The organism is Rummeliibacillus sp. TYF005, from assembly GCF_003844195.1.
Classification (GTDB): domain Bacteria; phylum Bacillota; class Bacilli; order Bacillales_A; family Planococcaceae; genus Rummeliibacillus.
Map to the genome: position 1 here is coordinate 249,130 of NZ_ML122541.1, position 15,545 is coordinate 264,674.

A 15,545-nucleotide genomic window follows, 5' to 3' on the forward strand; every position below is an offset into this window, starting at 1 on the left:
ATGTGTAAATAATAAATTCAAAAGATACAATAAGATATGTGATCTTTAAAATTACTCGGAGGTGTTCACCCGTATGGCAGAGGTAACTAGAAAAAAGGACATACCACTATTACCACTTAGAGGGTTACTCGTTTATCCAACGATATTATTACATATTGATGTAGGTCGTGAACGCTCGATTGTAGCATTGGAAAAAGCGATGGCTGATGATAATTTAATTTTTCTTGTCACACAAAAGGTCATGAGTGTGGAAAATCCTACTGAAGAGGATTTGTACCAAGTAGGGACAGTTGCTTATGTCAAGCAAATGTTGAAATTGCCAAATGGCACATTACGTGTCCTTGTAGAAGGTCTTAATCGTGCCAAAATCAAAAAAGTTACAATTTCTGATGATTACGTGTCTGCTAAGATAGAAAATTTAGAAGACGCAAAAGAAGTCGACATTGAAACAGAAGCATTGATGCGTACGTTATTATCCTATTTTGGAAAATATTCAAAGTCATCTAGTAAAATTTCAAATGAAGCTTATGAAACTGTTGCAGATCTTGAAGAACCTGGACGTTTTGCAGATACGATTGCCTCTTATTTACCACTAAAAATGCAAGCAAAACAAGAAATCCTTTCTACAATAGATGTAAAAGAGCGCATCAAACTATTAATCCAACGATTACATGATGAACAAGAGGTATTAAATCTGGAACAGAAGATTAATACCAAAGTAAAACGCGCAATGGAAAAAACACAAAAAGAGTTTTATCTACGTGAACAGATGAAAGCAATACAAGAGGAACTTGGAGACCGTGAAGGTAAACAGGCAGAAGTTACAGAACTTAAAAAGCGCATTGAGACATCAGATATGCCAGAACAAACGCGCAATGTTGCATTAAAGGAATTAGGACGTTATGAAAAAATACCAGTCGCTTCTGCAGAGAGTGGTGTGATCCGAAATTATCTAGATTGGCTCCTTTCTATACCATGGAGTACGACGACAAAAGATCGTCGAGATATTCATGTTGCAGAAAAGATTCTTAATCGAGATCATGAAGGATTAGAAGAAGTAAAAGAACGAATATTAGAGTACCTTTCTGTACAACAGCTGACGAACTCACTTCGTGGCCCAATCCTTTGTTTAGCAGGACCACCTGGGGTTGGGAAAACTTCTTTAGCCAAATCAATTGCTGAATCTTTAAATCGAAAATTTGTTAGAATATCACTTGGGGGAGTGCGCGATGAATCTGAGATTCGTGGGCACAGAAGAACCTATGTTGGGGCTATGCCTGGGCGTATTATTCAAGGGATGAAAAAAGCAGGTACTATCAATCCTGTTTTCTTACTTGATGAAATCGATAAGATGTCAAATGATTTCCGCGGAGATCCTTCTGCAGCAATGTTAGAAGTATTAGATCCAAACCAAAATAGTACTTTCAGCGATCATTATATAGAGGAAACTTATGATTTATCGAATGTTATGTTTATCGCTACGGCTAATGATTTAAGTACAATTCCTGGTCCTTTACGAGATCGAATGGAAATTATTTCGATAGCAGGATACACAGAAGTTGAAAAGCAGGAAATAACCAAAAAACATTTAATCCCGAAACAAATGGAAGAAAACGGATTGCAAAAAACTCAATTACAAATACGTGATGATGCAGTTCTTGACTTAATACGTTATTATACTCGAGAAGCGGGTGTACGCGGTTTAGAACGTCAAGTGGCTTCACTATGTCGAAAAGCTGCAAAACAAATTGTGTCGGGCGATAAAAAGCGAGTGGTTATTACCTCAAAAAATTTAGAGGATCTACTTGGAAAACATCGATTCCATCATGGACAAGCTGAAAAAGAAAACCAAATCGGCGTTGCAACAGGCTTAGCCTATACAGTTGTTGGAGGAGACACTCTTCAAATTGAAGTATCCCTTACTCCAGGTAAAGGTAAAATCCAATTAACCGGTAAGCTAGGGGATGTTATGAAAGAGTCTGCTCAAACAGCCATTTCTTATGTGCGCTCAAAATCAGAACAATTGGTTATTGAAGAAGATTTCTTTGAAACGCATGATATTCATATACATGTCCCTGAAGGTGCTGTACCAAAAGACGGTCCTTCTGCAGGTGTAACAATGGTAACAGCAATAACTTCTGCAATAACCAAGCGTCCAATAAGACGTGAGGTTGGGATGACAGGTGAAGTAACTTTAAGAGGTCGTGTTCTTCCGATTGGCGGTTTAAAAGAAAAATCACTTGGTGCTCATCGTGCAGGCTTAACAACAATTATTTTACCGAAAGACAATGAACGTGATATTGATGATATTCCAGAAAGTGTTCGAAAGGGGCTCACATTTAAGCCCGTGTCAAACGCAGATGAAGTATTGGAATTAGCGTTAGACGGAGGGATTTCATGAAAGTCAATAATGTAGAGATGGTCATCAGTGCAGTTCGACCATCACAATATCCAGAGGACGGTCTGCCAGAGTTTGCTCTAGCAGGTCGTTCTAATGTTGGGAAATCATCTTTTATCAATCGAATGATTGGTAGAAAGAGTATGGCTCGTATTTCATCAAAACCAGGAAAGACACAAACATTAAACTTCTATAAAATTGAAGAGCAATTATTCTTTGTTGACGTACCTGGTTATGGCTATGCTAAAGTCTCTAAAACAGAGCGTGAAGCATGGGGGAAAATGATAGAACAATATTTAACTGGACGAAGTGTGTTAAAAGCTGTTGTCCAAATTGTAGATATACGTCATGAACCTACTGACGATGATTGTATGATGTATGATTTCTTAAAACATTACAATATCCCAACGATTGTAATTGCAACAAAAGCGGATAAGATTAAAAAAGGAAATTATGCCAAACATAAAAAAATTGTAAAAGAAGTACTTGATATGGATCCAAGCGACCCCCTTATTCTGTTCTCGTCTGAAAAGGGAATGGGCATCGAAGAAGCTTGGGCTGAAATCGAAAAGAGAATGTAATTCTTACATAAAACCTGGAGGATGATCCTTCAGGTTTTTTATAACATCTGATTGTATTAGAAATCTTCATTTAGAGTTCAAAAGTAACGATTCATTGTCAATTAAATATCTGAAAATTTAATCTAAAAGCAACAATATTGTGCTCGTGTGTATGATTTGATAAAATATAGATTATAATAATTCTAAAGAACTTTAAATGAATTAATGTCGATTTTATGTCATATCATGTTCACAATTGAGGACAAGAATTGATTTGTATATATGTTATAATTGAAATCGCTAATTAGAACGTGAGAGGTGTATAATTTCATGCATACCATAGTAGTAGGCTTGAATTATAAAACAGCGCCCGTCGAAATTCGTGAGAAATTCTCATTTACTGAAGAAGAACTTCCCGAAGCGATGAGAGCATTACAAAGTCAAAAAAGTATATTAGAAAATGTAATCGTTTCAACATGTAACCGTACTGAAATTTATGCAGTTGTTGACCAATTGCATACAGGACGTTATTATATTAAGCAATTTTTGGCAGAGTGGTTCCATGTCCCTGTGAAATCCTTTGAACAGCATCTTTATATTCGTGAAGAAGATAATTCGATGATGCATTTATTCAAAGTATCTTCAGGGATTGACTCTATGGTGCTAGGTGAAACTCAAATTTTAGGACAAGTTAAAGGCAGCTTTTTAAAAGCTCAAGAACTTGGTGCAACCGGTACTGTATACAATAAGTTATTTAAACAAGCGATTACTTTTGCAAAACGTGCACACGGAGAAACAGCAATCGGTGAAAATGCAGTTTCTGTTTCATATGCCGCAGTTGAACTTGCAAAGAAAATCTTTGGCTCTTTATCAAATAAGCATGTGGCTATTTTAGGTGCCGGTAAAATGGGCGAATTAGCTGCTGAAAACTTATATGGAAGCGGTGTCGGAAAAGTAACAGTCGTTAACCGTACGTTCTCAAAGGCTGAAGTTTTAGCTGAGAAATTCCATGGTACTGCTAAGTCAATGCAAGAGCTTCAATGTGTACTTTTAGAAGCTGATATTTTAATCAGTTCAACTGGTGCAACAGATTATGTAATCGATTTTGACATGATGCAATACGTTGAACATTTACGTAAAGGAAAACCTTTATTTATGGTAGATATCGCAGTTCCGCGTGATCTTGACCCACGAATTGGAGATTTACCAAATGTCTTTCTATATGATATTGATGATTTGCACGGCATTGTTGAAGCAAATCTTGCAGAACGTCAACGTGCAGCTGAGCAAATTACATCAATGATTGATACAGAAATTGATGAATTCAAAGATTGGATGGCTACTTTAGGCGTAGTACCTGTTATTGCAGCTCTTCGACAAAAAGCAGCTCGAATTCAATATGATACTATGCAAAGTATTGAAAATAAAATGCCTAACTTAACGGAACGTGAGAAAAAGGTATTAAATAAGCATACGAAATCGATTATCAATCAATTGTTAAAAGAACCAATTTTGCAAGCAAAAGAAATGGCGGGTTCTCAAAAGTCGAAAGAGCAACTAGCGCTATTCCAACAAATTTTTGGGATTGAAGAAGAAGTAGAAGAAGAAGCTCGAAAACAACAACTTCACCAAAAAGAACGCATGCAAAAATTAGCGTTAGAAACCCAAAAGGCTGATGCTAAATTGTCATATTAAAGAACTTTTTAGAAGGCGTTTTCGTGTCTATGTGATAAACTTAGAGGTGCGAAGACGCTTTTTTAATTGAATAAAGTTGAATAAAGTAACAAAAGTACAAAGGAGTCGGTTATGACTGATTTGACAATGACAAGGCTGCATGAAGCAATGACCGTCATATATGCGATCAGTCTTGTCTTTTATTTTATTGATTACCTTAATAAGGATGCAAAGGCTCACCGAATTGCTTTTTGGTTAGTATCTATTGTTTGGGTGATGCAGTCAATCTTCTTAGGTCTTTATATTATAGAAACACATCGTTTCCCAATTTTGTCCTTATTTGAAGGCATTTATTTTTATGCTTGGTTATTAGTGACAATCTCCATATTATTGCATTGCTTATACCGTGTGGATTTGCCGGTATTCTTTTTAAATGTGCTTGGGTTTATATTTATGACCATTCATACATTTGCACCCAGTCAGATTGCTCAGTCACCTGTAGGACATACGCTAATCTCTGAGTTACTCTTTATACATGTAACGTTCGCAATTTTGTCATATGTTGCATTTTCTTTGTCATTTGTTTTCTCTGCATTGTATTTAATCCTTTATAATGTACTTAAGAAAAAGAAATGGACAAAACAATGGACACGGCTTCCATCTTTGGACCAAGCCCAAAAAGGTATGTCAGCAGCATTATTAACAGGTATACCGTTTCTACTTATTAGTTTAATATTAGGATTACAATGGGGAATTACATCATTTGATCACTTTACAATCTTTGATGCGAAAATAATTGGTTCTTTTGTATCCTTATTAATCTATTGTTTAATTTTATATGGAAATCGCAAAGGAAAACTACATACTACTATGTATGCTTGGACACATGTCTATGCGTTCTTGATTGTAATTATCAACTTCTTTTTAGGAAGTCGATTATCAAGTTTTCACTTTTGGTATTAATAGAAAGGTTGGATTGTAAGTGCGTAAAATTATTGTAGGTTCAAGAAGAAGTAAGCTTGCTTTAACTCAAACAAATTGGTTCATTGACCAATTGAAAAAAGCAGGGGCACCATTTGAATTTGAAGTGAAGGAAATAGTTACAAAAGGTGATAAAATCCTTGATGTTCAATTATCTAAAGTTGGCGGGAAAGGCTTATTCGTAAAAGAAATTGAACAAGAATTATATGATAAAGAAATTGATTTTGCTGTTCATAGTATGAAGGATATGCCTGCTATACTTCCGGAAGGACTTGTAATTGGTTGTATTCCAAAACGTGAAGATCCACGTGATGCGTTTATATCAAAAGGTCATGTAAAATTTGCTGATCTTCCTAAAGGTGCTGTTGTAGGTACTAGTAGTTTACGTCGTAGTGCACAATTATTACTTGCTCGACCTGATTTAGAAATTAAATGGATTCGTGGTAACGTAGATACTCGTTTGGCAAAACTTGAAACAGATGAATACGATGCAATAATTTTAGCAGCAGCAGGACTTAAAAGACTAGGCTGGAATGATGAAGTAGTAACTGAGTATCTATCTACAGATATCTGTATGCCAGCAGTTGGACAGGGTTCACTAGGAATCGAATGTCGTGCTGATGACGAAGAATTACTTGCAGAACTTGCTAAACTAACAGATAAAGCAACATGGGAAGAAGCTCAAGCTGAACGTGCATTCCTAGCTGCTATGGATGGTGGTTGCCAAGTGCCAATCGCTGGATTTGCTCGTTATAACGAAGGACAAGTTAACTTTACTGGCCTTGTAGCAGCTCCTGATGCATCTGTTTTTTATAAAGAATCTCTTGTATCAAAAGATGCTGTTGCAGCTGGGAAAGAAGTAGCTACTAAGTTAACAGCTCAAGGTGCATTTGATTTGATTCAAAAAGTAAAGGCTGAGCAAAATGCCAAATAATTTGCCATTACAAGGACAACAAATTGTTCTAACTGGCACGAAAATGACTCACTCAGTATCTTCTAAAATAATTGAATTAGGCGGTAAAGTACATCACTTACCGCTTATTACTGTTAGAGAAGTCCAAACTTCAGAGGATTTCGATATGCTAAATCGTGCTTTTGCCTGTGAATGGCTTATTTTCACAAGTCAAAATGCGGTGCAATCATTTTCGAATAAACTAAAACGATTTAAACAGACTATAGATAAATGTGTTGCTAAAATTGCTGTAGTAGGCGAAAAAACTGCTCAAGCAATTGAAGCATTAGGCCTGAAAATTGATTTTATGCCTTCTACATATAGTGCAGATGTTTTTGTAAAGGAATTCCCAAAGCATGTAGGACAATTAAAAAGTTGTCTATTCTTGAAAGGTAGTTTAGCAAAGGCTACTATAAGAGAGGGATTACCGTTTCCAGTAGAAGAATGGACAGTTTATGAAACCATTCAAACTCTTGAGTATACTTCTGCTATAAAAAATTTGATCAAACAATCGCCATGTCAATCTATTACTGTGATCTTTGCAAGTCCATCTGCAGTAGATGTTTTTGCAAAGCATATAGCACCCGATATAGGATGGAGCGGCTTTGAGGTTGTAGCAATTGGTCACGTAACAGAAACTGCGTTACACCAAGTGGGAGTTACGGTAGATATAATACCAAAAAAATATACGATGATGGCCATTATTGACGAACTGGCTAAAAGAAGGGAACAAGAATCATGACAGAATTGAATTTTAAAAGACATCGTCGTTTACGTCAATCTGCAACAATGCGTGCGATGGTAAAAGAAACATACTTACACAAAGAAGATTTTATCTACCCAATCTTCGTAATTGATGGAGAAAATATTAAAAATCCTGTAGATTCAATGCCAGGTGTGTATCAATTTTCTCTAGACCGTTTAAGTGAAGAAATGGATGAAGTCGTATCTCTTGGCATTCCATCTGTTATCTTATTTGGACTTCCAGCTGAAAAGGATGAAGTAGGAACACAAGCTTTCCATGATCACGGAATTGTGCAAGAAGCTACACGTTTTATCAAAAAGAACTATCCAGACGTTGTAGTGATTGCTGATACATGTTTATGTGAATTCACTTCACACGGACATTGTGGTGTCGTTTCAGAAGATCATAAAATCTTAAATGATCCTTCATTAGATATTCTTGCAAAAACAGCTGTTTCACAAGCACAAGCAGGCGCAGATATTATTGCACCTTCTAACATGATGGATGGCTTTGTAGCTGCTATTCGTAAAGGTTTAGATGAAGCTGGATTTGAAGATGTTCCAATCATGTCTTATGCAGTGAAATATGCTTCAGCTTACTATGGACCATTCCGTGATGCGGCAGATGGAGCACCTAAATTTGGTGATCGTAAAACATATCAAATGGACCCATCAAATCGTAATGAGGCGATGAGAGAAGCTACAAGTGATGTAGAAGAAGGCGCAGATTTCTTAATCGTAAAACCTGCTCTTTCATATCTAGATATTGTTCGTGATGTACGAAATAACTATGACTTGCCAGTTGTAGCTTATAACGTAAGTGGCGAATATGCGATGGTTAAAGCTGCAGCAATAAATGGCTGGGTAAATGAAAAACAAATCGTTCTCGAAACATTGACTGGCATGAAACGTGCAGGTGCAGATTTAATCATCACTTATCATGCAAAAGATGCAGTTCGATGGATGGAGGAAAAATAATCAATGGCTCGTTCACATGAAAAATCAAAAGCAGCATTTGCTGAAGCAATCAATTTAATGCCAGGTGGGGTTAACAGCCCAGTTCGCGCATTTAATGCAGTAAATATGGATCCAATCGTAATGGAAAAAGGTCACGGAGCAATTATTACTGATGTAGATGGTAATGACTATATTGACTATGTTCTATCATGGGGACCACTAATTATTGGACATACACATCCTGATGTAGTAGCAGCTATTAAACGAGTTGCTGAAACAGGTACAAGCTTTGGCGCATCTACAGTTATTGAAAATGAGTTAGCCAAAGAAGTGATTAAACGTGTGCCTTCTGTTGAAATGGTGAGAATGGTTTCATCAGGTACAGAAGCAACAATGAGTGCAATTCGTGTAGCACGTGGTTATACTGGACGTGATAAAATCTTAAAATTTGAAGGTTCTTATCATGGTCATGGTGATTCATTATTAATCAAAGCTGGTTCAGGTGTTGCAACACTAGGTTTACCTGACAGTCCAGGAGTACCAATGGGAATTGCTCAAAATACATTGACTGTTCCTTATAACGATTTAGAAGCTGTACAACAAGTATTCGAAAAATATGGGGAAGATATCGCTGCAATTATAGTTGAACCAGTTGCTGGTAATATGGGTTGTGTACCTCCACTTCCAGGTTTCTTGGAAGGTTTAAGAGAAGTGACAACAAAAGCTGGATCACTTCTAATTTTCGATGAAGTTATGACTGGTTTCCGTGTAGGTTTTAACTGTGCGCAAGGATATCTTGGTGTAACACCAGACCTTACTTGCCTTGGTAAAGTAATCGGTGGTGGTCTTCCAGTAGGTGCTTTCGGTGGACGACGTGAAATTATGGAACGTGTTGCTCCAGCTGGTCCAATTTATCAAGCTGGTACACTTTCAGGGAACCCTCTAGCAATGGCAGCAGGCCTAGAAACATTAAATCACGTAACACCAGAATCATATGAATACTTCAAAAAATTAGGCGACCAATTAGAAGCTGGTTTCCGCGAAGCAGCTGAAACATACCATATTCCACACACAGTAAACCGTGTAGGATCTATGATTGGCTACTTCTTAACAAATGAAAAAGTTATTAACTTTGAAACAGCAAAAACTGCTGATTTACAATTATTCGCTGATTACTATGCATTAATGGCTGAAGAAGGAATTTTCCTTCCACCATCCCAATTTGAATGTGTATTCTTCTCAACTGCACATACAGAAGAACATATCGCAAAAACAGTAACAGCATTCCAAAAAGTATTTAAGAAATTAGCAAGATAAGATATAACAATGGCCAACGAAATTTAATTTTCGTTGGCTTTTTTTATTTTGAAATTTACTTGTTATATTAAAATAATTATTGATATATGTTCCTACTATCAAGAATGTAGCTTATATTCAAAATTCCCACTAGATTTATTAAATCTAATGGGAGGGTATAAGATTTGAATATCCCTTTTGGTAAGGGTGAGATAATTTCATTTTATTATTTTTCGAAAAGTTCTGTTTTCATTTTTTTTGCATATATATGAAGATAGAGGAGGGATAGCGAGTGAAAAATATTACCAGGGAAATAAATGAATCATTTATTTTTCCAGAATCATATGGCTGCCCAGTAAAAGTAAGTGAGATAAAAGTAGTACCACATTGGGAGCAACAAGTAGATGATTTATCACTCACAATTTCGGGCATTTATCACCTATCAGCTTTTCTTGAATTTGATAAAGAAAAGGAAAGGGTAAAACAGTTATCGAATGAGTGCACTCTAATAGATGACGTGGAATGGAAAGAAAAAGAAGCATATTTTGAATATGCTAATCCCTTTGAAATTAGTTTGCCAAAAGAAATCCCACAATCATCTGTTAAATTAAATGCACGAGATATTAAAGTAGAGATGCAAGATGATGGTATTTGTCAGGTTAAGTATCAAGTAGAATGTAGTTATGAAGAGCTACAGAATGAATCGTCAGAGGCCGTAGTACAACCTGTAGAAAGTACAGATTTAGTCGACCTCTCAGATACATCTACTGAAGCATATGATGACGAAGAATCAATCATAAGCGAACTATTGTGGGACTTAGAAGAACATTATACAACTGTTGAAATTCAATTAAATGGTATCCGTAAATAACAAATACCAAAGTAATAAAAAGATTAACAGTAAGACAACGTCTAAAGATGTCGGTACAAAAATGACTCGAATGAATTGAAAGCAGGATATAGGTATGATGATATTCTTACAGTAAAACCTTGTCTTGCGCAACCAAGGAGGGAGTAAATATGGATTGTAACGACCCTTTTTCATGTTTCAATCTCCTTTCTTTTAAAATGAAAAATCCATTCCTAGTATTATATGTTGCTAGGAATGGATTTTTGTAGTTAAGTAGGAAAGTTATTATGCAGTTTACTCTACAAAGTATAGATCTTTTATTTTTGCAATCTTTCTGTGATGTAATGGTGCTTTGTCTTTATCAACTTCTTTGTACATAAATTTTTTAGTGAATGATGATGAATGCCCTGATTCCATTCTAAATAATTTCATTTATTAATGATAAGAATGTATTTATGGTTTTAAATTATAACGTTATATCGAAATATCTTTTGATATCAATTATTATTCTTGAGTTTGGAGTTTTGCAAATGTTATTTTCTGCTTCAATGTCTAAAAGTATTAAGTGGGGAATATGATTTAAAATCAGAAATTTGAAATGCTTGAAAAACAATTTTTAATTCGGTAAAATGAATACAGCTATATATATGCGAAGAAGGGGAGGAGTAGAACGCTCCTACTTGTTAGAGAGGAAACGGTTGGTGCAAGTTTCTCAAGTAGACGTTTGAAGGTAGCCCTGGAGCAGTTTCTGTGAACAAATTAGTAGCAGAAACCGGTGAAAAGCCGTTATCAGATGAAGTGTCAGCTTTTTGCTGAAATTAAGGTGGTACCGCGAATAATACCTTCGCCCTTTGTTTAGGGGCGGAGGTTTTTTATTTTCTCCCCATTTACTTTTACTGATAGCGAGTATTAAAGGAGGTCATCCAATTGACTGAACAAACTACAACAATGTCTACAAAATACGATCCGCAGTCGATTGAACAAGGTCGCTACGAATGGTGGCTTGAAGGAGAATTTTTTAAAGCTCAACCTGAAAGTGGTAAAAAACCATATTCAATCGTTATCCCACCACCAAATGTTACTGGTAAATTACACTTAGGTCACGCTTGGGATACAACATTACAAGATATTCTTGTTCGTATGAAACGTATGCAAGGATATGATGCTCTTTGGTTACCAGGAATGGACCATGCAGGTATCGCGACACAAGCAAAAGTAGAAGCAAAACTTCGTGAAGAAGGTATTTCTCGTTACGATCTAGGTCGTGAAAAATTCCTCGAAAAAACGTGGGAATGGAAAGAAAATTTTGCAGGCACAATCCGACAACAATGGGCAAAATTAGGATTGGCTCTTGATTATTCTCGTGAAAGATTCACTTTAGACGACGGTCTTTCAGATGCAGTAAAAGAAGTATTTGTTAAGCTTTATGAAAAAGGTTTAATCTACCGTGGTGAACGTATTATAAACTGGGATCCACAAGCAAAAACTGCATTATCTGATATCGAAGTTATTTACAAAGATATCGAAGGTGCTTTCTATCATATGGAATATCCATTAGCTGACGGTTCTGGCAAACTTGAAATTGCAACAACTCGCCCAGAAACAATGCTTGGTGATAGTGGTATTGCTGTAAATCCAAAAGACGAACGTTATGCTCACTTAGTAGGTAAAACAGCAATTCTTCCAATCGTAGGTCGCGAAATTCCAATTGTTGCCGATGATTATGTAGATATGGAATTCGGTACTGGTGTTGTAAAAATGACTCCAGCACATGACCCTAATGACTTTGAAGTTGGTAATCGCCACAATTTAGAACGTATTATCGTGATGAACGAAGACGGTACGATGAACGAAAATGCTGGTAAATACCAAGGCATGGATCGCTTCGAATGTCGTAAACAAATCGTTAAAGATTTACAAGAAATGGGCGTATTGATCCGCATTGAACCATACACTCACTCTGTTGGTCACTCAGAACGTACTGGTGTTGTCGTAGAACCTTATCTTTCAGCACAATGGTTTGTTAAAATGGGACCACTTGCAAAAGCTGCTCTTGAACTTCAAGAAAAAGAAGCAGAAAAGGTAAACTTCGTGCCAAATCGTTTTGAAAACACATATACTCGTTGGATGGAAAATGTCCACGATTGGTGTATTTCTCGTCAATTATGGTGGGGTCACCAAATTCCAGCTTGGTATCATAAAGAAACTGGTGAAGTTTACGTTGGTAAAGAAGCACCAGCAGATGAAGAAAACTGGACTCGTGATGAAGACGTATTAGATACTTGGTTCTCATCTGCATTATGGCCTTTCTCTACAATGGGTTGGCCAGATACTGATGCCCCAGATTTCAAACGATACTATCCAACTGGTGCGTTAGTTACAGGTTACGATATTATCTTCTTCTGGGTATCTCGTATGATCTTCCAAGGTCTTGAATTCACAGGCGAACGTCCATTTAAAGATGTATTAATCCATGGTTTAGTTCGTGACGGTGAAGGTCGCAAAATGTCTAAATCGCTTGGTAACGGGGTTGACCCAATGGATGTTATCGAAAAATATGGTGCTGACTCTTTGCGTTACTTCTTAGCAACTGGTTCATCTCCAGGTCAAGATTTACGTTATACAACAGAAAAAGTAGAAGCTGTTTGGAACTTCTCTAACAAAATTTGGAATGCATCACGTTTCGCTCTTATGAACATGGATGGCATGACATATGATGAAATCGATTTAACTGGCGAAAAATCTGTTGCAGATAAATGGATTTTAACTCGCTTAAACGAAACAATCGAAGAAGTTACTCGTCTTGCAGATAAATATGAATTTGGTGAAGTTGGTCGTCATTTACACAACTTTATCTGGGATGATTTCTGTGACTGGTATATTGAAATGGCTAAATTGCCGTTATACGGTGAAGACGAAGCGGCTAAGAAAACAACACGTTCCGTACTTGCATATGTTTTAGACAATACTATGCGTCTATTACATCCATTAATGCCATTCATTACTGAAGAAATCTGGCAAAACCTTCCTCATGAAGGTGTATCAATTACACAAGCTTCATGGCCAGTGGTGAACCCAGAATTTACTTTCAACCAACAATCTCAAGATATGAAATTGTTAATGGATATCATTCGTGCTGTTCGTAATATCCGTGCAGAAGTAAATACACCAATGAGCAAAAAAGTACCTATGTACATTTCTGCTAAAGATGCAGCAACTCTTGCAGTTCTTGAAGAAAATAAAGCATACATCGAAAAATTCTGTAATCCAGAAACACTAACTTTAGGTGAAAACCTACAACCTTCTATGAAAACAATGTCAGCTGTTGTATCAGGAGCTGAACTATTCTTACCTCTTGAAGGTTTGATCGATGTATCTGCTGAAATTGAACGTCTTACTCATGAACTTGAAAAATGGGATAAAGAAGTAAAACGTGTTCAAGGTAAATTAAACAATGAACGCTTCGTATCAAAAGCACCAGAAGCAGTAGTAGCTGCTGAACGTGAAAAAGAAGCAGACTACCTAGAAAAATTTGCAACTGTTGAAAAACGTATTGCTGAATTGAAAAATATGTAGTTTTTATACAAAGAAAAATCGCCCAAGCTAACTATTTGTAGCTTGGGCGTTTTTTTATGTGGATTACTATGGATGAGAGGAGTTTTGGGATATAAATTGTCGGAACCGCGGGAGAATTAGACAGAATCGCGTGAGACAGACTGAAAATCGCGGGAGACCAACCGGAAACCGCGGGAGAAACAGCTAATAAAAAATCTAATTAACAAGTGAAGTAGGATATAAATTGTCAAAATCGCGGGAGAATTAGTCAAAATCGCGGGAGACCGAACGAAAATCGCGAAAGGAGCAGTCGAAATCGCGGGAGACCGACCAAAAATCGCGTGAGTAGGAATGAGTAACTGAGAAAATCACAGAAATAGAAAATATCAAAATTAAGCAAAACTATTTTTTGTATAGTAAAATTTGTATTTATTTCGCTTAAATAAATGAAAATGATAAAAAAATGATTTTTTATCAAATAAAAAATGCACGCTTTTTAATTTCGCTACTTTGCATGATTTAGGGAACCCTTTTATACTTTGTTTGACCTAGAGTGGAAGGAGGAAGCAATTTGATTGGAAAAGGGTATTCTGATACACATTATTTAGATGCACTATATGGACTAATTCAAAGACTCTCATTGTCAAATCCAAAAAGGCAAGAGTTATTGAACGAATATAACCGTATTAAAGCAGGAAACTTTGGCGAAAAAGTTGTAATGAACTCTCTTGAGCAACTCCAATTACCATACCAGTTTTACATTTTTCATGATCTCTATTTGTCTATAGAAAGCCATATCCAAATTGACATTTTAATATTAACGCGTTACTATGCATTTATTTTTGAAGTGAAAAATATTAAAGGAGCTATTGAATTGACAGACAATCCTAGTCAACTTATCCGTACACTACCTGATGGTGAAATTCATGTTTTTAAAAGTCCAGAGCCTCAATTAGAAGAATATATTTACCAACTTCAAAAATTTTTCCAAAATAAGAATATTCATATTCCAGTCTACGGAGCAATAATTTTTCCTTTTACATCAAGCTTTATTAAGCAAAGTTCTAACAAAACTACAGTCCTACAAAAAAATGAAATAAAGCCACTTTTACGAAGGATTGTGACAAAATGCGATTCTATTACTGACGATGAGCTAGAATATTTGAGGCATTCCATTTTAGATAAGCATAAGGAATTTATACCTTACCCATTAATTGAACGATATAATATTCCGCGAGAGGATGTTTCAAATGGTGTAATCTGTAATAAGTGCAATACACTTGGAATGAAGAGATTATCCCATTACTGGAGATGCCCTAATTGCTATTCTAAAAGTTCAAAAGCTCATGAAAGGGCAATTTATGATTATTTAACAATAATAAATAATAAAATATCCAATGAAGAATGTAGAAAATTTCTTAATATAAAAAGTGTTGATCAATCTTATAGAATGTTGAAAAATATGAACTTAATAAAATTGGGAAAAACAAGCAGGGTAAAATATATGCTTCCTTATTTAAATTATAAATCTAATTAACAAATGTAGTAGGATATAAATTGTCAAAATCGCGTGAGAAT

11 protein-coding genes and 1 other annotated feature are annotated in these 15,545 nt (G+C 36.0%); all 11 genes read left to right on the forward strand.

The features are described from left to right. The first annotated feature begins 73 nt into the window (after positions 1–73). The 11 genes from lon to CW357_RS01345 all read left to right on the forward strand — a co-directional run bounded on the left by lon (position 74) and on the right by CW357_RS01345 (position 15,504). Positions 74–2,401: an endopeptidase La gene (lon, locus tag CW357_RS01290; protein ID WP_124217169.1), complete on the forward strand. Its 2,328-nt coding sequence runs from the start codon at positions 74–76 to the stop codon at positions 2,399–2,401. Beyond that, entirely contained in the window at positions 2,398–2,979 is a 582-nt protein-coding gene (gene yihA, locus CW357_RS01295; protein WP_119415765.1) for a ribosome biogenesis GTP-binding protein YihA/YsxC, read from the forward strand. Before lon ends, yihA begins: the two co-directional genes overlap by 4 nt. 309 nt (positions 2,980–3,288) lie before the next feature. Beyond that, a complete protein-coding gene (gene hemA, locus CW357_RS01300) occupies positions 3,289–4,653 on the forward strand; it encodes a glutamyl-tRNA reductase (protein WP_119415766.1) in 1,365 nt (454 codons plus the stop codon). Between the two features lie 111 nt (positions 4,654–4,764). Beyond that, complete coding sequence (ccsA, locus tag CW357_RS01305) at positions 4,765–5,595, forward strand: cytochrome c biogenesis protein CcsA (protein WP_119415767.1); 831 nt, start codon at positions 4,765–4,767, stop codon at positions 5,593–5,595. 19 nt (positions 5,596–5,614) lie between these two features. Next, complete coding sequence (gene hemC / locus CW357_RS01310) at positions 5,615–6,547, forward strand: hydroxymethylbilane synthase (RefSeq protein WP_119415768.1); 933 nt, start codon at positions 5,615–5,617, stop codon at positions 6,545–6,547. Further along, positions 6,537–7,307 (forward strand): uroporphyrinogen-III synthase, encoded by a 771-nt coding sequence (locus CW357_RS01315; RefSeq protein ID WP_124217170.1) that lies wholly within the window; start codon positions 6,537–6,539, stop codon positions 7,305–7,307. Before hemC ends, CW357_RS01315 begins: the two co-directional genes overlap by 11 nt. After that, positions 7,304–8,287, forward strand: a complete 984-nt coding sequence (hemB, locus tag CW357_RS01320; RefSeq protein WP_119415770.1) for a porphobilinogen synthase — start codon at positions 7,304–7,306, stop codon at positions 8,285–8,287. Before CW357_RS01315 ends, hemB begins: the two co-directional genes overlap by 4 nt. Before the next feature lie 3 nt (positions 8,288–8,290). Beyond that, positions 8,291–9,583, forward strand: a complete 1,293-nt coding sequence (hemL, locus tag CW357_RS01325; RefSeq protein WP_119415771.1) for a glutamate-1-semialdehyde 2,1-aminomutase — start codon at positions 8,291–8,293, stop codon at positions 9,581–9,583. A 271-nt stretch (positions 9,584–9,854) separates the two neighbouring features. Next, complete coding sequence (locus CW357_RS01330; protein WP_119415772.1) at positions 9,855–10,433, forward strand: hypothetical protein; 579 nt, start codon at positions 9,855–9,857, stop codon at positions 10,431–10,433. A gap of 622 nt (positions 10,434–11,055) precedes the next feature. Then, positions 11,056–11,267, forward strand: a binding site (T-box leader). Between the two features lie 93 nt (positions 11,268–11,360). Beyond that, positions 11,361–13,988: a valine--tRNA ligase gene (locus tag CW357_RS01340; RefSeq protein WP_199670720.1), complete on the forward strand. Its 2,628-nt coding sequence runs from the start codon at positions 11,361–11,363 to the stop codon at positions 13,986–13,988. Between the two features lie 550 nt (positions 13,989–14,538). Beyond that, on the forward strand, positions 14,539–15,504 hold the full coding sequence (locus tag CW357_RS01345) for a nuclease-related domain-containing protein (protein WP_124217171.1): 966 nt from the start codon (positions 14,539–14,541) through the stop codon (positions 15,502–15,504). The last annotated feature ends 41 nt before the right edge of the window (positions 15,505–15,545 follow it).